This is a genomic window from Pseudomonas sp. SWRI51 (assembly GCF_014268825.1).
In the GTDB taxonomy this organism is placed as follows: Bacteria; Pseudomonadota; Gammaproteobacteria; order Pseudomonadales; family Pseudomonadaceae; genus Aquipseudomonas; species Aquipseudomonas farsensis.
The window spans coordinates 54,459-78,700 of record NZ_JABWRG010000010.1 but is presented as its reverse complement, the minus strand read 5'-3'; the positions used below and the strand labels follow the sequence as shown (position 1 = coordinate 78,700).

20 protein-coding genes are annotated in these 24,242 nt (G+C 59.8%); 17 read left to right on the top strand and 3 right to left on the bottom strand.

The features are described from left to right. Nucleotides 1–39 precede the first annotated feature (39 nt). The 8 genes from serC (at nt 40) to HU720_RS06045 (ending at nt 9,366) form a co-directional block, all read left to right on the top strand. The gene (gene serC, locus HU720_RS06080; protein ID WP_186518149.1) at nt 40–1,125 is read left to right on the top strand and encodes a 3-phosphoserine/phosphohydroxythreonine transaminase; all 1,086 of its coding nucleotides are present in this window, start codon (nt 40–42) and stop codon (nt 1,123–1,125) included. After that, nucleotides 1,125–2,219 carry a prephenate dehydratase gene (pheA, locus tag HU720_RS06075; RefSeq protein WP_186518148.1) on the top strand — a complete coding sequence of 365 codons (1,095 nt, stop codon included), beginning with the start codon at nt 1,125–1,127 and terminating at the stop codon, nt 2,217–2,219. Before serC ends, pheA begins: the two co-directional genes overlap by 1 nt. 110 nt (nt 2,220–2,329) lie before the next feature. Next, nucleotides 2,330–4,537, top strand: coding sequence for a bifunctional prephenate dehydrogenase/3-phosphoshikimate 1-carboxyvinyltransferase (locus HU720_RS06070; protein ID WP_346656559.1), 2,208 nt, complete (start codon nt 2,330–2,332; stop codon nt 4,535–4,537). Further along, the gene (gene cmk / locus HU720_RS06065) at nt 4,534–5,220 is read left to right on the top strand and encodes a (d)CMP kinase (RefSeq protein WP_186518146.1); all 687 of its coding nucleotides are present in this window, start codon (nt 4,534–4,536) and stop codon (nt 5,218–5,220) included. Before HU720_RS06070 ends, cmk begins: the two co-directional genes overlap by 4 nt. A 124-nt stretch (nt 5,221–5,344) precedes the next feature. Beyond that, nucleotides 5,345–7,021 (top strand): 30S ribosomal protein S1, encoded by a 1,677-nt coding sequence (gene rpsA / locus HU720_RS06060; RefSeq protein WP_186518145.1) that lies wholly within the window; start codon nt 5,345–5,347, stop codon nt 7,019–7,021. Nucleotides 7,022–7,255: 234 nt separating this feature from the next. Next, entirely contained in the window at nt 7,256–7,558 is a 303-nt protein-coding gene (ihfB, locus tag HU720_RS06055) for an integration host factor subunit beta (protein WP_186518144.1), read from the top strand. 17 nt (nt 7,559–7,575) lie between these two features. After that, complete coding sequence (locus tag HU720_RS06050) at nt 7,576–7,839, top strand: lipopolysaccharide assembly protein LapA domain-containing protein (protein WP_186518143.1); 264 nt, start codon at nt 7,576–7,578, stop codon at nt 7,837–7,839. A gap of 102 nt (nt 7,840–7,941) precedes the next feature. Continuing rightward, nucleotides 7,942–9,366: an MBL fold metallo-hydrolase gene (locus HU720_RS06045; protein WP_186518142.1), complete on the top strand. Its 1,425-nt coding sequence runs from the start codon at nt 7,942–7,944 to the stop codon at nt 9,364–9,366. 11 nt (nt 9,367–9,377) lie between these two features. On the opposite strand, the gene HU720_RS06040 is transcribed toward HU720_RS06045, so the two are convergent. The 3 genes from HU720_RS06040 to HU720_RS06030 all read right to left on the bottom strand — a co-directional run bounded on the left by HU720_RS06040 (nt 9,378) and on the right by HU720_RS06030 (nt 13,604). Continuing rightward, nucleotides 9,378–11,375, bottom strand: a complete 1,998-nt coding sequence (locus HU720_RS06040; protein ID WP_186518140.1) for a nucleoside-diphosphate sugar epimerase/dehydratase — start codon at nt 11,373–11,375, stop codon at nt 9,378–9,380. A gap of 140 nt (nt 11,376–11,515) precedes the next feature. Further along, on the bottom strand, nt 11,516–12,835 hold the full coding sequence (locus HU720_RS06035; RefSeq protein ID WP_186518138.1) for a DUF4910 domain-containing protein: 1,320 nt from the start codon (nt 12,833–12,835) through the stop codon (nt 11,516–11,518). Then, nucleotides 12,819–13,604, bottom strand: a complete 786-nt coding sequence (locus HU720_RS06030; RefSeq protein WP_186518136.1) for an AAC(3) family N-acetyltransferase — start codon at nt 13,602–13,604, stop codon at nt 12,819–12,821. The genes HU720_RS06035 and HU720_RS06030 overlap by 17 nt, the downstream gene beginning before the upstream one ends. A 514-nt stretch (nt 13,605–14,118) precedes the next feature. On the opposite strand from HU720_RS06030, the gene HU720_RS06025 reads away from it, so the two are divergent. The 9 genes from HU720_RS06025 to HU720_RS05985 are packed head-to-tail and all read left to right on the top strand — an operon-like array spanning nt 14,119 to nt 24,212. Then, nucleotides 14,119–15,381, top strand: coding sequence for a hypothetical protein (locus tag HU720_RS06025; protein WP_189672634.1), 1,263 nt, complete (start codon nt 14,119–14,121; stop codon nt 15,379–15,381). A 12-nt stretch (nt 15,382–15,393) separates the two neighbouring features. After that, nucleotides 15,394–16,392 carry a UDP-N-acetylglucosamine 4,6-dehydratase (inverting) gene (gene pseB / locus HU720_RS06020; RefSeq protein WP_186518134.1) on the top strand — a complete coding sequence of 333 codons (999 nt, stop codon included), beginning with the start codon at nt 15,394–15,396 and terminating at the stop codon, nt 16,390–16,392. A 3-nt stretch (nt 16,393–16,395) separates the two neighbouring features. After that, nucleotides 16,396–17,553 (top strand): UDP-4-amino-4,6-dideoxy-N-acetyl-beta-L-altrosamine transaminase, encoded by a 1,158-nt coding sequence (gene pseC, locus HU720_RS06015; RefSeq protein ID WP_186518133.1) that lies wholly within the window; start codon nt 16,396–16,398, stop codon nt 17,551–17,553. Further along, nucleotides 17,550–19,181 carry an aldo/keto reductase gene (locus tag HU720_RS06010; RefSeq protein ID WP_186518132.1) on the top strand — a complete coding sequence of 544 codons (1,632 nt, stop codon included), beginning with the start codon at nt 17,550–17,552 and terminating at the stop codon, nt 19,179–19,181. Before pseC ends, HU720_RS06010 begins: the two co-directional genes overlap by 4 nt. After that, a complete protein-coding gene (locus tag HU720_RS06005) occupies nt 19,178–19,975 on the top strand; it encodes an SDR family oxidoreductase (protein ID WP_186518131.1) in 798 nt (265 codons plus the stop codon). Before HU720_RS06010 ends, HU720_RS06005 begins: the two co-directional genes overlap by 4 nt. After that, complete coding sequence (gene pseG / locus HU720_RS06000; protein ID WP_186518128.1) at nt 19,969–21,072, top strand: UDP-2,4-diacetamido-2,4,6-trideoxy-beta-L-altropyranose hydrolase; 1,104 nt, start codon at nt 19,969–19,971, stop codon at nt 21,070–21,072. The genes HU720_RS06005 and pseG overlap by 7 nt, the downstream gene beginning before the upstream one ends. Before the next feature lie 50 nt (nt 21,073–21,122). Next, complete coding sequence (locus tag HU720_RS05995) at nt 21,123–21,779, top strand: formyltransferase family protein (RefSeq protein WP_186518126.1); 657 nt, start codon at nt 21,123–21,125, stop codon at nt 21,777–21,779. Next, a complete protein-coding gene (gene pseI / locus HU720_RS05990) occupies nt 21,772–22,845 on the top strand; it encodes a pseudaminic acid synthase (protein WP_186518124.1) in 1,074 nt (357 codons plus the stop codon). Before HU720_RS05995 ends, pseI begins: the two co-directional genes overlap by 8 nt. After that, entirely contained in the window at nt 22,842–24,212 is a 1,371-nt protein-coding gene (locus HU720_RS05985) for a hypothetical protein (protein ID WP_186518122.1), read from the top strand. The genes pseI and HU720_RS05985 overlap by 4 nt, the downstream gene beginning before the upstream one ends. Nucleotides 24,213–24,242 lie beyond the last annotated feature (30 nt).

The window sequence follows — 24,242 nt, the reverse complement described above, 5'->3', positions numbered from 1 at the left end:
AAGTTACGATTTGTCCTATTTGGCAGAGCGAGAGTGGATGTGAGCAAACGAGCCTTTAACTTCTGCGCAGGCCCTGCCGCGCTTCCCGACGCTGTGCTGCAGCGTGCCCAGGCCGAAATGCTGGACTGGAATGGCAAGGGTCTGTCGGTGATGGAAATGAGCCATCGCAGCGACGACTACGTGGCCATCGCCGAAAAGGCCGAGCAGGACCTGCGTGACCTGCTATCCATCCCCTCGAGCTATAAAGTGCTGTTCCTGCAGGGCGGTGCCAGCCAGCAGTTCGCCGAGATTCCGCTGAACCTGCTGCCGGAAAACGCCACTGCCGACTACATCGAGACCGGCATCTGGTCGAAAAAGGCCATCGAAGAAGCGCGCCGTTTCGGCAATATCAACGTTGCCGCCAGCGCCAAGCCTTATGACTACCTGGCTATTCCCGGGCAGAACGAGTGGAAGCTGACCGAAGGCGCGGCTTATGTGCACTATGCGTCCAACGAGACCATTGGCGGCCTGCAGTTTGACTGGGTGCCCGAAACCGGTGACGTGCCATTGGTCGTCGACATGTCTTCGGACATTCTTTCGCGCCCGACCGATGTGTCGCAATTCGGCCTGATCTACGCCGGTGCCCAGAAGAACATCGGCCCAAGCGGGCTGGTGGTGGTCATTGTTCGCGAAGACCTGCTGGGCCACGCCCGCAGCAGCTGCCCGACCATGCTCGACTACAAGGTGTCGGCCGACAACGGCTCGATGTACAACACCCCGGCCACCTATTCCTGGTACCTCTCGGGCTTGGTGTTCGAGTGGCTCAAGGAGCAGGGCGGTGTCGCGGCCATGGAGCAGCGCAACCGCGCCAAGAAAGACCGTCTGTACGGCTTTATCGACGCCAGCGACTTCTACAGCAACCCGATCAGCCACAACGCCCGTTCGTGGATGAACGTGCCGTTCCGCCTGGCTGACGAACGCCTGGACAAGGCGTTTCTGGCCGGTGCCGACGCTCGCGGCCTGCTCAACCTCAAAGGCCACCGCTCGGTCGGCGGCATGCGCGCTTCCATCTACAACGCCCTGGGCCTGGATGCGGTCGAGTCGCTGGTGCAGTACATGGCTGAATTCGAGAAGGAGCACGGCTGATGGCCGAACAGGAACTCAAGGCGCTGCGTGTACGCATCGACAGCCTCGACGAGAAAATCCTCGAGCTGATCAGCGAGCGCGCCCGCTGCGCCCTGGAAGTCGCGCGGGTGAAAACCGCTGCGCTGGCCGAGGGCGAAACCCCGGTGTTCTACCGCCCCGAGCGTGAAGCGGCGGTGCTCAAGCGCGTCATGGAGCGCAACAAGGGGCCGTTGGGTAGCGAAGAGATGGCGCGGTTGTTCCGCGAGATCATGTCGGCGTGCCTGGCCCTTGAAGAGCCGCTCAAAGTTGCCTACCTGGGCCCGGAAGGCACCTTCACCCAGGCGGCAGCCATGAAGCACTTCGGTCACGCCGTGGTCAGCCGGCCAATGGCAGCTATCGACGAAGTGTTCCGCGAAGTGGCGGCAGGCGCCGTCAACTTCGGCGTGGTGCCGGTGGAAAACTCCACCGAGGGTGCGGTCAGCCATACGCTGGACAGCTTCCTTGAGCACGACATGGTCATCTGCGGCGAAGTCGAGTTGCGTATTCACCATCACCTGCTGGTGGGCGAAAGCACCAAGACCAACAGTATTACCCGCATCTACTCCCACGCGCAGTCGCTGGCCCAGTGCCGCAAGTGGCTGGACGCACACTACCCGAACGTCGAGCGCGTGGCGGTATCGAGCAACGCCGAGGCCGCCAAGCGGGTGAAGGGCGAGTGGAATTCTGCGGCGATCGCCGGTGATATGGCGGCCAACCTTTATGGTTTGACCCGCCTTGCCGAAAAAATCGAAGACCGCCCGGACAACGCCACGCGCTTCTTGATGATCGGCAGCCAGGAAGTGCCGCCAACCGGCGACGACAAGACCTCGATCATCGTTTCGATGAGCAACAAGCCCGGTGCGCTGCATGAGCTGCTGGTGCCTTTCCACGAGAACGGTATCGACCTCACCCGCATCGAGACGCGCCCCTCGCGTAGCGGCAAGTGGACCTATGTGTTCTTCATCGACTTCGTCGGCCATCACCGTGATCCGCTGATCAAGGCGGTGCTGGAGCAGATCAGCCAGGAGGCTGTGGCGCTGAAGGTGCTGGGTTCGTATCCGAAGGCGGTGCTCTGAGGTTGGCCTGATGGCCCATCCAGGTCGCCTGCGATGGGCTGCAAGACTCTCTTGATACATGAACAGGGTTCGCACTCGTGGTTAATGCTGTAACAAACAATCCTGCGCCGATCATCGGCCGCCTCGTCGTGGTGGGCCTGGGCCTGATCGGCGGCTCCTTTGCCAAGGGCCTGCGCGAAAGCGGGCTGTGCCGCGAAGTGGTGGGCGTCGATCTGGATGCCGAGTCGCGTCGCCAGGCCGTGGTGCTGGGCGTGGTCGACCGCTGCGAGGAAGACCTTGCCGCAGCGTGCGTCGGTGCTGACGTGATCCAGCTGGCAGTGCCGATCCTGGCCATGGAAAAGCTGCTGGCGCGGCTGGCGCAAATCGATTTGGGTAATGCGGTCATCACCGATGTCGGCAGCGCCAAAGGCAATGTGGTGCGCGCTGCACGCGAGGCGTTCGCCGCGCGCCTTACCCATTTTGTGCCCGGCCACCCGATTGCCGGGTCCGAGCAGAGCGGGGTAGAGGCCTCCAACGCCGCGCTGTTCCGCCGCCACAAAGTCATTCTGACGCCGCTGGCAGAAACCGACCCTGCCGCGCTGGCCGTGGTCGACCGCCTGTGGCGTGCGCTGGATGCCGATGTCGAGCACATGCCGGTGGAGCGCCACGACGAGGTGCTGGCAGCAACCAGTCACCTGCCGCACCTGCTGGCCTTTGGCTTGGTCGACTCGCTGGCCAAGCGCAATGAAAACCTGGATATCTTCCGGTACGCTGCGGGAGGCTTCCGCGATTTCACAAGAATCGCCGGCAGCGACCCGATCATGTGGCACGACATCTTCCTCGCCAACCGCGAGGCGGTCCTGCGCACACTCGATACATTTCGCAGTGACCTCGACGCCTTGCGCGACGCGGTCGATGCAGGGGATGGGCACCAACTGCTGGGTGTATTCACCCGCGCCCGGGTTGCCCGCGAGCATTTCAGTAAAATCCTGGCCCGCCGGGCCTATGTGGACGCTATGAACGCCAACGACCTGATTTTCCTGACCCAACCTGGTGGCCGCGTGTCCGGACGGATTCGCGTACCGGGCGACAAGTCGATTTCGCACCGCTCGATCATGCTCGGCTCGCTGGCCGAAGGCACCACCGAAGTGGAAGGTTTCCTCGAGGGCGAAGACGCCCTGGCCACGCTGCAGGCCTTCCGCGACATGGGTGTGGTCATCGAAGGCCCGCACCATGGCCGCGTCACCATTCATGGTGTCGGCCTGCATGGCCTGAAGCCGCCACCTGGCCCGATCTACCTGGGCAACTCCGGCACCTCGATGCGCCTGCTGTCGGGCCTGCTGGCCGCCCAGCCGTTCGATGTGACCATGACTGGCGACGCTTCGCTGTCCAAACGCCCGATGAACCGCGTGGCCAACCCGCTGCGGGAAATGGGCGCAGTGGTCGAAACTGGCCCTGAAGGCCGCCCGCCGCTGACCATTCGTGGCGGCCAGAAGCTCAAGGCGCTCAACTACACGCTGCCGATGGCCAGTGCCCAGGTCAAATCCTGCCTGCTGCTGGCGGGCCTGTACGCTGAGGGCGTGACCACCGTCACCGAGCCTGCGCCAACCCGTGACCATACCGAACGCATGCTGCGTGGCTTCGGCTACCAGGTGCAGTCCAATGGCCCGGTGGCTTCGCTGCAGGCAGGTGGCAAGCTCAGCGCCACGCGCATCGAAGTGCCTGCGGATATTTCCTCGGCGGCGTTCTTCCTGGTGGCTGCATCCATCGCCGAAGGCTCTGACCTGGTGCTTGAGCACGTTGGCATCAACCCGACCCGCACCGGGGTGATCGACATCCTGCGCCTGATGGGCGGCGACATCACCCTGGAAAACCAGCGTGAAGTCGGCGGTGAGCCGGTGGCCGACCTGCGCGTGCGCGGTGCCAGGCTCAAGGGGATCGAAATCCCCGAAAACCTGGTGCCACTGGCAATCGACGAATTCCCGGTGCTGTTCGTTGCTGCTGCCTGCGCCGAAGGGCGCACCGTGCTGCGCGGCGCGGAAGAGTTGCGGGTCAAGGAGTCCGACCGGATCCAGGTAATGGCTGATGGCCTGCTCGCGCTGGGCGTCAAATGCGAGCCAACCCCTGACGGCATCATCATCGATGGCGGCCAGATCGGCGGCGGTGAAGTGCACGGCCATGGCGATCATCGTATTTCCATGGCGTTCAGCATTGCCTCGCTGCGTGCCAACGCGCCGATTCGCATCCATGACTGCGCCAACGTCGCCACCTCGTTCCCTAACTTCCTGGCGCTGTGCGAGCAAGTCGGCATTCGCGTGGCAGAAGAGGCCAAGTCGTGAACGCGCAGGCGCCGGTCATCACCATTGACGGCCCAAGCGGCTCGGGCAAAGGCACCGTTGCAGGCCTGATCGCCCGCGAGCTTGGCTGGAAGCTGCTGGACTCTGGCGCGCTGTACCGGTTGCTGGCGTTCAACGCCACCAATCACGGCGTCGACCTGACCAACGAAGAGCTGCTCAAGGCGCTGGCTGCCCACCTCGATGTGCAGTTCATCGCGGCCGAGCCTGGCAAGTTGCAGCAGATCATTCTCGAAGGTGAGGATGTCAGCAACGTGATCCGTACCGAAACCGTCGGGGCCGGTGCCTCGATGGTTGCGTCGCTGCCCGCGGTGCGTGAAGCCCTGCTGCAGCGCCAGCGCGCCTTCCGCGAAGCGCCGGGCCTGATTGCAGACGGGCGCGACATGGGCACGGTGGTGTTCCCCGATGCCCCGCTGAAAGTGTTTTTGACCGCCAGCGCCGAGGAGCGGGCGCGCCGCCGTTACCTGCAGTTGAAGGGCAAAGGCGAAGATGTTAGTCTGTCGAGTCTGCTAGATGAGATCCGTGCACGCGATGAGCGTGATACCCAGCGCGCAGTGGCCCCGCTCAAGCCGGCGGCCGATGCCATTCAGCTGGATTCCACGGAGCTGTCCATTGAACAGGTGTTGCAACGCATCAGAAGCGAGCTCGCTCAGCGCGATCTGGCCTGATGGAGAGGAGAGCAGGCAGGGGCACCAGTCAACGGCCTGTCCGCTTTTCTTTACTTAACGAAACCCACATTGTCTGGAATGTGGCTATGGGCGTTTTTTTGCGTCCGAATCTACAGGAATTAAAATGAGCGAAAGCTTTGCAGAACTCTTTGAAGAAAGCCTGAAAACCCTCAATCTTCAGCCGGGTGCGATCATCACCGGTATCGTTGTCGACATCGACGGCGACTGGGTTACCGTACACGCTGGCCTGAAGTCCGAGGGCGTCATCCCGCTCGAGCAGTTCTACAACGAAGCTGGCGAACTGACTATCAAAGTTGGTGACGAAGTTCACGTTGCGCTGGACGCGGTCGAAGACGGCTTTGGCGAAACCAAGCTGTCCCGTGAAAAAGCCAAGCGCGCCGAGTGCTGGATTGTTCTGGAAGCTGCTTTCGCTGCCGAAGAAGTGGTCAAGGGCGTTATCAACGGTAAGGTTAAAGGCGGCTTCACTGTCGACGTTAACGGCATCCGTGCGTTCCTGCCGGGCTCCCTGGTTGATGTCCGCCCAGTGCGCGACACCACCCACCTCGAAGGCAAAGAGCTGGAATTCAAGGTCATCAAGCTGGACCAGAAGCGCAACAACGTTGTCGTTTCCCGTCGCAGTGTCCTGGAAGCCGAAAACAGCGCCGAGCGCGAAGCTCTGCTGGAATCGCTGCAGGAAGGCCAGCAGGTCAAAGGTATCGTCAAGAACCTCACCGACTACGGTGCGTTCGTTGACCTGGGCGGCGTTGATGGTCTGCTGCACATCACCGACATGGCCTGGAAGCGTATCAAGCACCCGTCCGAAATCGTCAACGTTGGCGACGAGATCGACGTCAAGGTCCTGAAGTACGATCGCGAGCGCAACCGCGTTTCGCTGGGCCTGAAGCAACTGGGCGAAGATCCGTGGGTTGCTATCAAAGCCCGCTACCCAGAGAGCACTCGTGTGACTGCTCGCGTTACCAACCTGACCGACTACGGCTGCTTCGCTGAGCTGGAAGAAGGCGTTGAAGGTCTGGTACACGTTTCCGAAATGGACTGGACCAACAAGAACATCCACCCGTCGAAAGTCGTTCAGGTTGGCGACGAAGTGGAAGTCATGGTTCTGGACATCGACGAAGAGCGTCGTCGTATCTCCCTGGGCATCAAGCAGTGCAAATCGAACCCATGGGAAGATTTCTCCGGCCAGTTCAACAAGGGTGACAAGATCTCCGGTACCATCAAGTCGATCACCGACTTCGGTATCTTCATCGGCCTGGACGGCGGCATCGACGGTCTGGTTCACCTGTCCGACATCTCCTGGAACGAAGCCGGCGAAGAAGCCGTGCGTCGCTTCAAGAAGGGCGACGAGCTGGAAACCGTCATCCTGTCGGTTGACCCAGAGCGCGAGCGCATCTCCCTGGGCATCAAGCAGCTGGAAGACGATCCGTTCTCCAACTTCGTTTCGATCAACGACAAAGGCGCTATCGTTAAAGGTATCGTCAAGGAAGTTGATGCCAAGGGCGCTATCGTGACCCTGGGCGACGACATCGAAGCTACTCTGAAGGCTTCCGAAATCAGCCGTGACCGCGTTGAAGACGCCCGTAACGTGCTGAAGGAAGGCGAAGAGATCGAAGCCAAGATCATCAGCGTCGACCGCAAATCCCGCGTTATCAGCCTGTCCATCAAGTCGAAGGACGATGCTGAAGAGCGCGAAGCCATCCAGAGCCTGAAAAACGCTCCGGAAGCGGCTGCCGATACCACCATGGCTGCGCTGCTGCGCGAAGCAATGGCCAAACAGAACTGAGTTCTGTTTGATCGGTAAAAAGGGGTGGCCTACGGGCCACCCTTTTTTTATGCCTGCTATTTACCGCTGCGCTGTTCGACGCTTCTCTGCGGCCCGCCTGGCTAATTGCAGATTTCCTGCCTTATCAATCTTGAATTTTTTTGTTTAGTCAAGAACCGCCCTGTTCAAATCTACCGGGGCGTGCTACAAACTGATTAAGCAATGATCTAGCTGCTTGATAACGAAGGGAAAAATATGACGAAGTCGGAGCTGATCGAACGTATTGTCACCCATCAGGGGCTGCTCTCGTCCAAGGACGTAGAGCTTGCCATCAAGACCATGCTTGAACAGATGGCTCAATGCCTTGCCACCGGTGATCGCATCGAGATTCGCGGTTTTGGCAGCTTCTCGCTGCATTATCGTGCACCGCGCGTCGGGCGTAACCCCAAGACCGGCCAATCGGTCAGCCTCGAAGGCAAGTATGTCCCTCACTTCAAGCCCGGCAAGGAATTGCGTGATCGGGTAAATGAAGATGAAGACGAGCATGAGTCAGTCTGAACCAAAGGATCCCTGCAATGCATAATCTGAAGCGCGCCGTGCTGGCGTTGTTTGTGCTGCTGCTGGCAGCCGTTGTGCTGTTCTTCGTGCTGGAAAACCAGCAAACCGTCGCCTTGGTGTTGTTCGGCTGGGCTGCGCCGGCCGTGCCTGTAGCGGTTGTGGTGCTCGCGGCTTTGGTATTGGGCCTTGCGGTGGGCCCGCTGCTCGGCGCCTACGGCTTGATGCGCGGCAAGCGCAAGATTCGCGCTTCGGCTCGCCAGCAGGCGTTGGCCGAAAACTAAAGAACTTTCCTACCGAGACTGGGGTTTTCATGCCCTGTGTCAGCGCAGGAAGGAGTGACTTAATAGTGCACTTCTTCCCTATGCTGCAAAGGACTCGGTGCTATGGCTTTTCCCTCCATTTCCCATCACGGTGGCACGCGCGGCGTCACTGGTTCCTGTCACCAGCTTCATCTCGACAGCACCACCAGCCTGCTGATTGATTGCGGCCTGGAGCAGGGCGCGGATGCTGCGCACGCAGCGCCACGCGGTCAGCTTGGTTTCGATATCAGCGGCGTCCAGGCGCTGGTAGTCACCCACGTGCACCTTGATCATGTCGGCCGCATCCCGGCGCTGTTCGCCGCAGGCTTTCGCGGCCCGATCTACTGCAGCGAGCCCTCCGCCAAGCTATTGCCGCTGATACTCGAAGACGCCTACAAGCTGGAAGTCAGTAGCGACGCGGCCCAGGTGGCGCGCTACCTGGCGTTTCTGCAGCAACACATCGTAGTGCTGGCGTTCGAGCAGTGGTACACCGTCGTCGATCAGCCACAGGTGCACTGCGCCATCCGTTTGCAGCGCGCTGGCCACTTGCTCGGCTCGGCCTACGTCGAGTGCGAGGTAGGCGAGGGTGGCCGTAACACGCGCGTCGTGTTCTCAGGTGACCTCGGTGCGCCCGACAACCCCTTGCTGCGCCCGCTGCAGCCGCCTGAACGTGCCGACGTGCTGGTGCTCGAAAGCACCTACGGTGACCGCCTGCACGCCGACCGCAGCGACCGGCGCAAGGCGCTGGAGGCCGCCATCGACAGGGCGCTGCTCGACCAAGGCACGATTCTTATCCCCGCGTTCAGCCTGGGCCGTACGCAGGAGCTGCTGTATGACCTGGAAGACATCCTTCACCGCAAGTCCTTGTTGAACAAGCCTGGCGGTAGTGTTGCGGGCGACTTCCCTGACTGGTCGCAATTGCCGATCATCCTCGATTCGCCCCTGGCGCGGCGTATCACCGATGTGTACCGCGAACTGCACCAGTTCTGGCGCGCCGAGGCCCGCGACCGGGTCGTGCAGGGGCGCGAACCGCTAGGTTTTCGGCAGCTCATCAGCATCGACACCCATGCCCGCCACCAGCAGGTGGTGAACTACCTCAAGAGCACCGGGCGGCCAGCCATCGTGATTGCCGGCAATGGCATGTGTTCGGGTGGGCGCATCGTCAATTACCTCAAGGCCATGCTCGAGGACTCGCGGCATGAGGTGCTGTTTGTGGGGTATCAGGCCAAGGGCACGCCGGGGGCGGTGATACAGGCGAGCGAGGGGGCGGAAGGGTTTGTGCAGATTGACCTGGATGGGCGGATGTATGACATCAGGGCCAAGGTGATGAGTTTGGGTGGGTATTCGGGGCATGCGGATCAGGCGGGGTTGGTGCAGTTTGCGTCGGGATCTGCCGCCGGGAAAATTCTGCTGGTGCATGGCGAGGCGAGGGCCAAGGCTGTGCTGAGCAATGCCCTGAAGCTCCGTTTTGCGGAGCTTGGGCGTGATGTTCAGTTTGAAATACCTTGACTGGGGTGCGCTCAGTGGCTGTCGGAGCGGCGCCGTTGGTAGGCCCAATCCACGATTTCCCCTTCAGGGGAGTAGCCGCTGACAGTTTCTCTCAATAGTTGGCGAACCCGGTTGAAATCCTCGCTGGCCACAGCGTCCAGCAGCAGTGACAGGTTGCCCTTGAGCGCCTCCCAGCCTATGTAATCCTCATTGGCGCTCATGATCATCGGGTGCTGGGTTGGCGAGACGTTGTCGCCGATCAGTAGTTCTTCATAGAGTTTTTCGCCAGGCCGCAAGCCGGTGAACTCGATGGCGATATCGCCGTGCGGGTTTTGCTCCGAGCGCACGCTCAGGCCGGAAAGCACGATCATCTTTTCGGCCAAGGTTGCTATGTTTACCGGGTCGCCCATGTCGAGTACGAACACGTCGCCACCTAGGCCCATGGAGCCGGCCTGGATAACCAGTTGTGCGGCCTCCGGAATGGTCATGAAATAACGAGTGATCTTCGGGTGGGTTACGGTGAGGGGGCCACCGGCCTTGATCTGCTTGTGGAACAAGGGGATCACTGAGCCGGACGATCCTAAAACATTGCCGAAACGCACCATGGTAAAGCGGGTCTTGTTGACTTGGGCTACGTTTGCAGAATCGCCATACAATGCGGGCGCGGTTTCTTTGCTCAATGCTTGAAGTGTCAGCTCTGCCAGGCGTTTAGTGCTGCCCATGACGTTGGTGGGGCGTACGGCCTTGTCGGTTGAGATGAGCACGAAGTTGGCAACGTTCGCCTGCAGGGCTGCTTGCGCTGTGTTGAGCGTGCCGATCACATTGTTGAGGATGCCTTCGGCAATATTGTGCTCAACCATGGGTACGTGCTTATAGGCAGCTGCGTGGTAGACGGTGTTGACATGCCACAGCAGCATGGTGTCGTGCAGGTGCTTCTGGTTGCGTACGGAGCCCAGAAATGGCAGCAGTTGCACGCGAAGGGCGTCGCGCTCGATGCGCTGTTCCAGCTCACTCTGAATGTTGTACAGGTTGAGCTCGCTATGCTCGAACAGCAGCAATGCCTTTGGCTTGAGAGTGACTATTTGGCGGCACAGCTCCGAGCCAATCGATCCCCCGGCGCCAGTTACCATCACAACCTTGTTGGTGATGCAGTGTGCCAGCAGGTCATTCTGTGCGGGTACGCTGTCGCGACCGAGCAGGTCGGCGATATCGACCTCCTGAATGTCGTCAACCTTTACCCGGCCGCTGGCCAGGTCCATGACGCTCGGTACGCTGCGTACATGCAGGGGGAAGTGTTCCAGCAAGTTGAGGATTTCCCGGCGCCGGGAGCGGCTGGCCGACGGAATCGCCAGTAAAATCTCGTCTGCGCCCGTTTCGTCGATCATGCGCTGGATGTCTTTGCGGCTGTAGACCTGGAGCCCGGAAATCACACGGTTTCTGAGGCTTTCGTCATCGTCGATGAATGCCACGGGGTACATCGTCCGGTCCAGGCGCAGGGCGGCCATCAGCTGGTTACCAGCGGTGCCTGCGCCGTAGATGGCTACCTTTGGCAGGCCGTGGTCACGGCTGGTGAACGGCATGTGCTGCTTGGTGGCGTACCAGTCGCCGAGGAAGTACTGGCGCATGATGAGCCGCAGGCCGCCGATCATCACGGTGCTTAGCCACCAGTAGTTGAATACGATGGAGCGCGGCACCACGGTCTCGTGGTTGCTGTACCAGTACACCACCAAGGCCAGCACCAAGGCCGAAAGCGTAACGGCCTTGGCGATGGTGATAAGGGCGTCGTTGCCGAAATAGCGTAGTACCGCCCGGTACATGCCGAAACGGATGAAGATAGGTATAGCCACCAAGGGAGCTGCTGCATACAGCCAGGGGTGAGCAAGCAGTGGGTTGCTCAGGTCATCGAAGCCAAGGCGCACGACGAACGACATGCTCAGCGCTAGCCACAGCAGTAGCACGTCGGTGATCACTTGCAGTATCCGCTTGTAGCGGCGGGGGAGCGCCAGCATGCGCTTTCTAAAAAGTTCCATAACCCTCAGTGTTTCCTTTGAGCTCATGCTCTTGCGCGCAATGATCTCACAGCATTGGGTGATTTTGTTGTGCTGGCATGGAGTTGCCTGAAGGAGGAAGCCACCGCGCTGCTGAAGGATCATCCAGCGCGGGAGGGGGCTCAGTGTTGGCTTTTGTCGAAGGGTGCCAGTAAACCGTTCTCGATCAGCGGTTTGGCGATTCGCACCAGGTCTTGGAAGGGGTGATCTATTTTCTCCGCGATTTCCAGCAGGCTGAGGGTGCCATCACAGTACGAGATAAGCCCCATCATCGTACGGACCTTGCCGGCAGTATCCTTTGTGCTGATTGTAGGATAAAGACCGCGTTTTCCTAACTGAGGTTCACAGAGTACCGTGCACTTGAGTGTCTGATTGTTTTCGATGATTTCCAATGCGTCGCGAAGAGCGGCGAAGCCTCCGCCGAGCCCGGCAGGGGTGACCAGGGTGAGGTCATCCAGTGAGGTGTGGTACTCAGGGAACTCGCCGTATTTGCTGCGCATGATGGTGGCGATTGGCAAGTCGATGCCGGGGGCGCAGTACTGGCGTTCGTCGCTTCCGCGATCCATCCACGTGTAGCGTTTATAATTCCGGTCGATGTGCTGTAGGGCGTGTCTAGCGGCTTTGTCTGACAGCGTTTCGCCGTTGCGCGAGGGGAGGAATGAGTAGCAGCGATCATCGCCAACGCAGGAAATATTGAAGCCGGCGATCACCTGTTGTTTGAGTTGCGTATGGTGTTTGCTCAGATAGACGATTGAGCCAATTGTCTCGGGAATGAAGACAACCCTGTATGTGTACTTCCGTGAAGGCAGTGACATTAGCCAATTGATCAAGGCCGTTGTCACCACTGGGCCAGACAGCTCGTTGTTGGCCATGGATGGGTGGCACACGTAAGTGGACAGGAACACTTCTTGAGTGCTTTCTCCCGGGATTACGATGTGCGCATAGTTGAGAACGCCTGGCTTGAGTTCTGCGTCGATTACGGCGCGGTAGTTACCGGGTTTCAGGGCTAGGCGTTGCGTATGGGTCAGGCAGAAACCCCAGCGTCGGGAGTAGTAGGACGTGATGTAGGGAATCGCCTCCGGTTGCGCTGGGAGCGAATAAAGATGCTGTTGGAGTTCTTCCAGTGTCAAAACAGTGTCGATGGGCTCTGAATAGCCCAGGACGTGCAAGTTGTTGGTTTTGAAGTCGATAAGCCGGTTGCCGTTGGCGTCCTCGAGGTAGGCATCCTTGATATGCCATTCGTTCGGGACGTTCCAGTCGAATGCTTGATAGCCGCTCGGTACTTCTTCGATCTGAAGGCCGGGCAGGTGTTCGCCAATGATTGCCAGGGTTTCGCGCACGCCCGGACCCGTGAGGCTGCGGCAGATCGGGAACAAGCGTTGTGCCAAGGTATGGCAGTACTCGCCGACCTCAATGTCGGTAAAGTTACTGTTGTACTTCATAGAGAATGCCTTTTGCCTTTCCTTCCTTCAAAATCCTGGAAGCTTCATTGAAAACCGTGGCTGCTTTAACAACGCGCATGCCAGAACCTATACCTGGGCGGGTGCCGCTGTAGAAACCGTTCTCCCACAGCAGCTCGCCCATGGGGTTTACGTGTGTCAGTACGCCTTGCTCAATATCCCTCACAAAAAGGCCGTACCGCCTTTCGGAGGTAAGGCCTTCGGCATCGGTGTAGGGGCCGGAGAATGTCTTGTGATATCGATAAGGGGCGGATAATGACTCTTCTACATAATGGTAGAACGTCATGCTGTGTTGTTCAGGTAAGTCGATAACGCCAATTTTCCCGTCCAGTTGGTGGAGTACGGCAAATGGCGAGTCCGCACCGTAACCGCTGAAATTATCAATGCCCGCAAAGGCGGGTGCGTGTTTGCCAACGATGGCGAACGAGTAGATGGGGTGGCCGGTGCGAACTGCGCCAGGCCATTGCCGGACACTTTCCGTCAGTGCGCCCATGGCGCTCTTTGAGGTTCGTATGTCGAACGCAATGCCTTGGGTAAAATCAAAGTTGAAGAGCGGGGCGACCAGCGTGCCTTCCTCTCCAAGCGCAATCAGCAGGCTTTGGACGATGAGGGCGGGGTCTGCTTTAGCACCCGACTTTACCAAACGGCGCAAGAGCCTGGAAATACTGCTGTGGATGAGTATGATGTCGCCACGCTCGATACCTGCGGCTTGCCACTCACAGGCTAGCGTCTTAACGATCTTGTCACTCATTAGGAGGCCCTTTCATCAATAAGGCGCACACTTTGGATGAACGCCTCCTGCGTCGTCAAGCAAAGCACGGTGGCAGCTGCTGGCCCTAGGTTCTACTGCTTGTCACGCTTTGTTGTGTGTTGCTTCGGGTTTATCAATTGACTGCTCTGGAGCGATTGAGCGCTTATGTCAACGAGTTCGTAGCACCGCTAGTGGCTCGCCAGGCGCTGTGTAAAAAGGCAGGGTGGGTGAGGTTGCATTGAAATCATATCAGAATGGCTTCGTGCGTCAGCAACGATGGGCGAGATTCCGGTGCTATTCGGCTTGCATGACCTGCGTCTCGAGTTTTCAAGCCGTGCCCCGATATGGCTGTCGGCTGAGCATGCTCAATCGTCGGATAGACAGAAAAGGATGAACGGCGGGGTTGATGGCGTTATAATCCTCCGATTTTGCTGTCGGGCAGTATTGGGGTTGGTGGCAAATTGCTGTAGCCCTCCTTTTCGAGAGCGTTTTCTGTATTGTGCGGATTCCAAGCTTGCTGCCTTTAATCAATATCTTCTTGCGTGCATCGACCTTGCTGGCGAAATTCCTTTTGGTCTTCCTGCTCGCGCGTTTCCTGACGCCCGGGGAAGTGGGTATCTACGGGCTGCTGGCGGCGACGGTTGGCTATGCGCTGTATGCGGTAGGGCTTGATTTTTACGCCTACTCGACGCGCGAACTGCTCACGCGTGAGCGCACAGGGTGGGGGGGGTATCTCAAGTCTCAGGCCGTTCTCTGCGTGCTCCTTTATGGGGGGCTGGCGCCTGTGGCCCTTGTCGTGTTTGCAGCCGGGTGGCTACCTTGGGTCTTGCTCCCCTGGTTTGTTTGCCTATTGGTGCTGGAACATCTCAATCAGGAACTCATGCGCCTGCTGATTACCTGTGGCTATCAGCTGATTGCAACCCTCAGCCTGTTTTTGCGATCCGGGCTGTGGGCGATCGTGGTCGCGCTGATGATGATGCTCGACCCCGCATGGCGCACGCTTGAACATGTGCTCCAAGCGTGGGTCGCTGGGTCTGCATTCGGTGTTGTGGCGGCCGTTTGGCAATTGTCCAGGCTCGGTATCGGGGGCTGGCATGCGTCGGTGGACTGGCCCTGGCTGCGCCGTGGTATCGCCGTGGCTGCGCCGATGCTGGTCGCGACGTTGTCGCTTCGAGCGCTGTTCACCTTGGATCGGTATTGGTTTCAGGCGTTGGTCGATCTCGATACCCTTGGCGCCTATGTGCTGTTTGCCAGTATCAGTACCGCGCTAGTTGCATTTCTGGACGCCGGCGTATTCGCCTTTAGCTACCCGGCTCTGATCAAGGCCTACCACGCGCACGACCCGGTGGCTTTCGTGGCGCAACTGAAAAAGCTGTTCAGCCACACTGTATTGCTGTCGCTCGGTTTCGTGCTTTGCGCTCTGGCATTGATCTACCCGTTACTCTCCTGGCTCGACAAGCCGCTGTACGTCGAGCATGGGTCGCTGTTCCCGTGGTTGCTCGCGGGGACCTGCATCTATGGCCTGGGCATGGTTCCCCACTATGCCCTTTATGCGCAGTCGCTGGACAAGCCGATCATCCAGAGCCATGTGCTCGGCCTGGCCGTGTTCGTTATTTTGGGTGCCTCGCTGTCGCCATGGCTGGGTGGCCTGGCCGTTCCGGTGGGGGTGTGTTGTGCATTTGTTTTCATACTGTGCTGGAAGGTGTGGTCGTTCTTGCGGCTGACCCCGGCACCGTTTCGCTCATTCCGTCCTGTCGATCGCCAGGACGTCATCTAGGGAAGCCGTAACATGCTAACCAACAAGACCATTTTGATTACCGGTGGTACCGGCTCGTTCGGCAATACTTTTGTGCCAATGACCCTGGCCAAATACAACCCTAAAAAAATCATCATCTTTTCGCGCGATGAGATGAAGCAGTGGGACATGGCCAAGAAGTTCGAAGGTGATCCGCGCGTACGTTTCTTCATTGGTGATGTCCGCGACAAAGAGCGCCTTTACCGTGCCCTTGATGGCGTCGATTACGTGGTTCACGCCGCAGCCACGAAGATCGTGCCGACCGCCGAATACAACCCGTTCGAATGCATCAAGACCAACATCAACGGCGCCATGAACCTGATCGATGCCTGCATCGACCGTGGTATCAAGCGCGTTGTGGCGCTGTCCACCGACAAGGCCAGCAGCCCGGTCAACCTGTACGGGGCCACCAAACTGGCCTCCGACAAGCTGTTCGTTGCTGGTAACTCATACGCCGGTGGCCATGAGACCCGTATGGCGGTAGTGCGTTATGGCAACGTCATGGGCTCCCGTGGTTCGGTCATCCCGTTCTTCATGTCGATCAAGGACAAGGGCGAGCTGCCGATCACCGATGAGCGCATGACCCGCTTCATGATTTCGCTGGAAGAGGGCGTCGAGCTGGTGTGGCATGCCTTTGACGACATGGAAGGTGGTGAGATCTACGTCAAGAAGATCCCGTCCATGAAAGTCACCGACCTGGCGCGCGTAGTTGCCCCGGATGCTGCGCAGAAGGTTGTCGGCATTCGTCCGGGCGAAAAGCTGCATGAGCAGATGATCAGCGCCGAAGACTCGTACACCACCTATGAATACCCCGAGCACTTCAAGATCCTGCCGGTGATCAACGATTGGGCCACATGCCCCAAACGCATCAAGGATGGCACCAAGGTCGCCGAGGGCTTCGTCTACGCCAGCGACAACAACAGCGAGTGGATGAGCGATGAGCAACTGCAGGCCTGGATCGACATCAACAAAGACAAGATCGGGAGCATCTGAGCCATGATCCCCTATGGTCGCCAGGACATCACCCAGGCCGATATCGACAGCGTGGTCGAAGTGCTGCAGTCCGATTTCCTGACCCAGGGGCCCATGGTCCCCCGGTTCGAGCAGCGGGTTGCCGGGCATGTCGGCGCGCGTCATGCCTTGGCGGTCAATAGCGCCACCTCGGCGCTGCATATCGCTTGCCTGGCGTTGGGGCTCGGGCCTGGCGACTGGCTGTGGACCACGCCTATAACGTTCGTTGCCTCTGCCAACTGCGGTTTGTACTGCGGTGCCCAGGTTGACTTCGTGGACATCGACCCACGCACTTACAACCTCTGCCCGAATGCCCTGGCGACCAAGCTGGAGGTGGCAGAGCGCGAAGGTCGGCTGCCCAAAGTGGTTGTGCCTGTGCACCTGTGCGGGCAGCCGTGCGACATGCAGGCCATCCATGCACTGGCGCAGCGCTACGGCTTCCGGGTGATCGAGGATGCGTCCCACGCCATTGGCGGCAAGTACCGCGATGGCTTCATCGGTGATGGGCGTTACAGCGACATCACTGTGTTCAGCTTCCACCCGGTCAAGATCATCACTACCGCCGAGGGCGGCATGGCCGTCACCAATGATGACCAGTTGGCTGCGCGTATGGCATTGTTGCGCAGCCATGGGATTACCCGTGACCCGGCAGCGATGACTCATGAGGCCGATGGCCCGTGGTATTACCAGCAGATCGAACTGGGCTTCAATTACCGCATGACCGAGCTGCAGGCGGCTTTGGGGTTGAGCCAGATGGATCGACTGGACAGCTATGTGGCGCGCCGTCACGAGCTGGCTCGGCGTTACGATGAGAAACTTGCGCAGTTGCCGGTGCAGGCTCCCTGGCAGCACCCGGACAGCTATTCCGGGCTGCATCTTTATGTAATCCGGCTGGCTTCGGCGGGCGCTGGCAAGTCCCACCGTCAGGTGTTCGAAGCGCTGCGTGAGCAGGGCATTGGCGTCAACCTGCACTACATTCCAGTGCATCTGCAACCTTGGTATGCGCGCATGGGCTTCAAGGCCGGGGATTTCCCCCAAGCCGAAAACTACTACCGCGAGGCGATCAGCCTGCCAATGTTCCAGACCATGACCTTCGAACAGCAGGATGCGGTGCTGGCGGCCCTTGAGCATGTGCTGGCATGAGCTCGGTCGCAGTTCTGCAGGCTCGAACCACGTCTACGCGGTTGCCTGGCAAGGTATTGTTGCCCGTTGGCGGCATCCCGTTGGCGGTGCTGGCGGGGCTGCGGGCCGGTAATACAGGCCGCCCGGTCGTGCTGGCGACCTCCAGTGAGGCCAGCGACGATGCGCTCGCCGCCGCAGCGCTCAAGTACGGCCTGGCCTGCCATCGGGGCAGCCTGCAAAGCCCGCTGCAGCGCATGGTCGACAGCCTTGCCGGTTATCCGGACCGTACCGTGGTGTTTCGCCTGACCGGGGACAATGTATTCCCCGACGGTGCGCTGCTCGATGAGCTGGAGCAGGCCTTCCTCGACGGTGGCCAAGGCTATCTGTGCTGCAATGGTGAACAGTCCGGGCTGCCTTATGGGCTGAGTGCTGAGGTGTTCTGGCTCGAAGGGCTGCGCTGGACGCTGACCCAGTCACCGAGCGCCCATGACCACGAACATGTCACGCCGATGCTGCGTCGCAAGCACGGTGAGCGCTATTTTCAACGCTACCGTGACGCGGGCTGGAGTGCCGGGCGTTGCACGGTCGATTGCCTGGATGACTACCTGCTGGTAACGCGGGTGTTCGCCCAAGTGCAGGACCCGGTCGGGGTCAGTTGGAAAACCCTGTGCCAGCACCTGTTGGCCGACCCACAGACGCCGGCTATCAGAGCGCTGTTGCACAAGCTGGTATTGGGCACGGTACAGCTGGGCATGCCTTATGGCATCAATAACGGTTCCGGCATGCCGTCGATCGAACAGGCGTGCGCGATCATTCGCGGCGCCATTCGCCACGGTGTGGCGTGCATCGACACCGCGCGAGCCTACGGGCATAGCGAGGCGGTGGTCGGCGCGGCGCTGGCCGATGGCTGGGCAGGGCGGGCCAAGGTCATCACCAAGCTCTCGCCGCTGGCCGAACTGCCGGAGGGTAGCCCGTCTGCGGTGGTCGCCGCAGCCGTACGCGCCAGTGTGTTCGAGTCGTGCCAGAAACTGGGGGTGGCCCGCCTCGATGTGCTGATGCTGCATCGCGCCGAGCATCTTCGAGCCTGTAATGGCCGGGTGTGGGCCGAGCTGCTTGAGCTGGTGCGGGCTGGCGTGGTGGCTGAGCTGGGCGTTTCGGTGCAGAACCCGGCCGAGCTGGAGCAGGCGCTGGAGCAGGCGGATGTGGCTTATGTTCAACTGCCGCTGAACCTGCTGGATGGTCGCTGGGACGCCCTGTTGCCCCGCATCGAGCGGGCGCGCGCCGAGCGCGGGCTCACTGTGCATGTGCGTAGTGCACTGCTGCAAGGCTTGCTGGTCAGCGCTGACGACAGCCAGTGGCAGCGCGCCCATGTGGCTGTTCCTGCGCAGGTGCGCGGGCAGTTGCTGGAGTGGTCTGGCCGTTTTGGCCGTGACGGCGTGGCTGACCTGTGCCTTGCGTATGTGCGTGGCCTGGCCTGGGTGGACGGGGTCTGCCTGGGCATGGAAACTCTGGCCCAGTTGCACGACAATGCCCGCCTGTTCCAGCACGCTGCGCTGCAGCCCGAGCAGATCCAGGCCATTGCCCTGGAGCGCCCGCTGCTCGACGAGCAGACCCTCAACCCTGCATCCTGGCAACGAGAGCGCCCATGAGCTGCATCGACAGATTCTCTCTTTCCGGCAAGACCGCGTTGATCACCGGCGCGGCGGGTTACCTGGGCAGCGCCATGGCCAAGGCACTGGCCGAAGCCGGTGCCCATGTCATCATCAACGTTCGCAGCAGTGCCCGCGGTGAGCCTCTGTTGCGTGAGATTCACGCCCAGGGCGGCTCGGCCGAGTTGCTTGTGCTGGATGTGAGTGACCAGCAGGCGGTTCAGGAGTACTTTGCCCATGGCGGCCCCGAAACCCTGCATGTCCTGGTGAACAACGCCTACAAGGGCAAAGGCGGCACCATCGAAAGCAGTGACGCCGGCGACTATATCGACAGCTATCAGGTTGCCGTGCTGGCTGCGCACAACATGCTCAAGGGTGCGCTGCCGGCATTGCGCCGCGCTGTGCGTGAAAGCGGCGATGCCTCGGTGATCAATGTTGGCTCCATGTACGGGGTGGTCAGCCCGGACCCGCGGGTGTACGACACGCCGGCCGGTACCAACCCACCGTTTTACGGTGCCACCAAAGCGGCGCTGATCCAGTGGTCGCGGTATGCCGCCTGTGAGTTCGGCGCCGAGGGCATTCGGGTCAATTCGATTTCGCCTGGGCCATTCCCGTCGGATAGCGTTCAACAGGATGCCCCGGCGTTCGTAGCCAAGCTGGCGGCGAAGGTGCCCATGGGCCGTATTGGCCAGGCTGGCGAGATCGCCGGCCCGGTGCTGTTCCTGGCCTCGGCAGCGGCTTCGTTCGTAAATGGCGCGAATATTTGCGTCGACGGCGGGTGGACGGCATGGTGATGCGCGTGTTGTTTCGCGTCGATGCTTCGCTGGGTATGGGGTCGGGCCACGTGATGCGTTGCCTGACCCTGGCCCGGGCACTGGCCGCAGAGGGCCACCAGTGCCGTTTCATCAGCCGGGCACACCCCGGTCACTTGCACGAGCACATACGCGAGCAGGGCTTCGAACTGCACAGTCTGCCCATGGGCTGTGCCCACGACGAGGTGCTGTTCCATGGCCACTGGCTGGGCGCTTCCCAGGATGAAGACGTGCAGGCCTGCCGGCCGCTGATCGAAGCCTTCGAACCGGACTGGCTTGTTGTTGACCACTACGCCCTCGATCAGCGTTGGGAAAGCGCTGTAATGCCCGCCGATTGCCGATTGCTGGTGATCGACGATCTGGCCGACCGCGAGCATGTCTGCGACCTGTTGCTTGATCAGAACCTCGGCCGACTGGCTGAGGATTATCGCGACAAGGTGCCGGCGCACTGCCAACTGCTGACGGGGCCGCATAACGCTCTGCTCCGCCCTGAGTTCGCCCGCTTGCGCGAGGCCGCCCTCGCGCGGCGTGCCACGGCTGGCCTGCAGGAAGTGCTGATAGCGCTCGGAGGTGTCGACCAGCATAACCACAGTGGTGCAGTGCTCGAGGCCTTGCGTGGTTGTGAGCTGCCGGCTGACATCCGTTTCACGGTAGTGCTCGGTGCCAGCGCCCCGCACGTGGAGGTGCTGCGCGAGCAGGCTGCAGCGTACCCCTGGCCGGTGCAGGTGCTCAGCGCCACGCGCGACATGGCCGCGTTGATGGTCCGTGCCGACCTCGCCATCGGTGCGGGCGGGGGGACGTCTTGGGAGCGCTGTTGTCTGGGGCTGCCGACTTTACTGATAGTGCTTGCCGAAAATCAGCAGCAAGCGGCTCGTGCGCTTGAGCGTCGTGGGGCGGTAGAATTGGTGGATCCGAGATCTCCATTGGATAAACAGCTTGAATTGTTGATGTTACGCATGGGTAACAGCAAAGCGTTGGCTCTCTTGTCACGGTCTGCTAGCGAGATCACAGATGGTAGGGGCGTCATGCGGATGCTGACAGCAATGAAGCTGGTGTACGAGCGGAGCAAGGGGCGTTAGGGCCAAGGCAACTGATGGCGCCATCAAACAACTGGGATTGGACGTTAGGTATGCAGAAGTTAGCCATCACCATATTGTGCAGTGATGCTCGACACCCCGTTAACAATATGCTCGCCGTATGGCAGCAGCGGCAGGCCGCAGTGCATGATGTCAGCCTGTGCCGCAAGAAGTCGGAACTGGGTGAAGGTGACATACTTTTTCTTATTTCCTGCGCTGAGATCATCAGCCAGTCCGATCTTCAGTCGTTCAACAAAGCGCTTGTCTTGCACGCCAGCGATTTACCGCAGGGAAGGGGCTGGAGCCCGCATATCTGGGAGTTGGTCGGCGGTGCACGGCACATCACCCTCTCGCTGCTCGAGGCTGCGCAGCAGGTTGACAGCGGCGCGATCTGGGCGAAAAAAGTTATACCGGTTCCGGCTGATGCATTGTTCGACGAGATCAATGACTTGCTGTTCGCCGCAGAAGCGGAGCTCATGGACTTTGCGGTCGAGAACTTTGCCTCGGGTGTGGCCAAACCTCAATCCGAAGATCTTCACGCGGGTTACTATCGAAAGCGTACGCCTGAAGACAGCGAGATCGACCCTCATTCGAGCCTAGCAGAACAGTTCGATTTGATCCGTGTTTGCGATCCGCAACGGTTTCCTGCGTTTTTCCGATTACACGGCAAAACCTACAAGCTCATTCTGGAGAAAGTGGCCGATGAATAGTTTCATTACCATCGCGGGTCGGCCGATCGGTCTGGATCACGCGCCTTATATCATCGCCGAAATGTCGGCAAATCATAACGGTAGCCTGGCGACCGCGTTCAGGATCATCGACGCTGCCAAAAAAGCGGGTGCGGATGCGCTGAAGATACAGACGTACCGCCCCGATACCATCACCCTTGATTCCAACCTGCCGGATTTCCAAATCACATCTGGGCTTTGGGCGGGGAAGACGTTGTATGAGCTCTATCAGTCGGCCTATACGCCGTGGGAGTGGCACGCCGACTTGTTCGAATACGCTCGCAAGGTCGGCATCACACTGTTCAGTTCCCCGTTCGACCCTACCGCCGTCGACCTGCTCGAAGACCTGAACGCCCCGGCATACAAAATCGCCTCATTCGAGGCAGTGGACCTGCCATTGATCAAGTATGTCGCCTCGACCGGCAAACCTATGATCATCTCGACCGGCATGGCAGATCAGCAAGAGATACTCGAGGCCATTGAGGCCGCCCGCGAGGGAGGGTGTCGGGAATTGGCGATCCTGCACTGTGTGAGTGGTTATCCCGCCCCGGCCAGCGATTACAACTTGCGCACCATTCCTGACATGGTCGCCCGTCATGGCTTGGTGACCGGTCTCTCGGACCATACCCTGGACAACACTACGGCCATAACCAGCATTGCGCTTGGTGCGTCGATCATTGAGAAACACTTCACCCTCGACCGCAGTGGCGGTGGGCCGGATGACAGCTTCTCACTGGAGCCTGCCGAACTTCAGGCACTGTGCCGGGATACGAAAACTGCCTGGACTGCGCTCGGAAGCGTGGATTACGGACGTAAGTCCAGCGAAAAGGGCAACGTCATGTTCCGCCGCTCGCTCTATTTCACCCGAGATCTGGCTGCTGGCGACACTGTGACTGCTGATGCAGTTCGAAGCGTGCGTCCGGGGTATGGCTTGCCACCGAAGTACCTGCCCGCTGTTATCGGGCAACAAGTAGCCGTTTCTGTTCAGGCCAATACCGCCGTGACTTCGTCTGCGTTCGCTGCTGAACTGGGACTGGTAAAGCAATGAGTGGTGTGATTCTGAGCTATGTAAGACCTTGGAACGTTGAGCAATTCACGTTCCTCGCAAGCCAGATGTCGCCTGGTAATCGCGTGGTGCGTGCCAGCGAGCACCCGAAGATAGATGAAGCGGGAATATCCCGTCGTTATTACCTGAACTTGAAACGGTGCGCGCAGGAAAACGATGGCGTGCCCTCCGGCTTATTACCGGACCAAGTGGCAGATGTGATTGCACGGTGCCGACTCCTGCGCAGGCTGCCCCGGGGCGAGGCGCAGAGGCATGTGTGGGCCATGGCGCAGGCTGTTGAAGAAACGCTGGATCAGTTGGCGCCTGCGTTGATAATTTCGTTGACCATCGATTCGTATGTGATGGACTTGCTGCGCATCCTTGCAGGCGTGCGCGGTATCCGATTCGTTGCATTCATAAGCACATTTGTCAATGGCTGTTTTCGCATCAGTGCACGCGGCGAACCGAATGTATTCGGGCCAGCGGATGCCGCGCTGGTGGATGAACTACGCGACAAGCTGCTTAAGGAAGACTACGCGCCAGCGTTCAACAGCAAGTCGCTGTCTAATCCACGTAAATCAGTTTATCGACGATGGGCCGCCAACCTCGCGCGAGTACCGTGGTTTTGGATGAAGCGGGTCACTAGTGGCGATTATTACAACTATCATTACTGGGTTTCCCAGCAGCTATCGCTAGAACAACTGCACTGGCTGCCACCTGCTGATCCGGGTGATGAGTCCTGGCTTGGCAAACTCAAGGCATCCTCGCGCCCCAGCATTTTCATTCCATTGCAGATGTTCCCGGAATGCACGGTGGACTATTGGTGTCAGGACGTGCGAGTCATCGACTACTACGCCGTTCTGGATAAACTCCTGGACAAGCTTTCGAGCCGCTTCAATGTGGTCATCAAGGAGCATCCTTCAGTAATGGGCAGTCGCCCTACTGGCTTCTACTCGCGCTTGGCCAAAGATCCAAGAGTGACGGTAGTGCCGACCTACACGCCCTCCAACCTGGTGTTGAAAGAGGCAGATGCAGTACTGGTCTGGACAGGTTCGGTGGGGTTTGAATCGATCCTGCGGGGCAAACCGGTATTCGGCCTGGCCAAGCCGTTTTACGCCTCTGGCGAGCGCTTCATGACCATCGACATGGAACCCGACCTGGACGCGATGGCCGAGCATATCGCCCATTGCCAGGCCAACCCCATCAGCGTCGATGAGCAGAACGCCATACTAGGCCACCTGGCCAGTCAGTTGCTTCGCGGCGACTTTATCAATTTTGGTGCGTGGACGGCTGATAACCCAGAGCATCGAGCCCAGATCGAGGGCGTTGTGGCTTCCTATTTAAGCGTTCGCCCCATCAGCGCCGGCTGACCCAGGCTTTTCAATTTCTTAAGCTGCGCA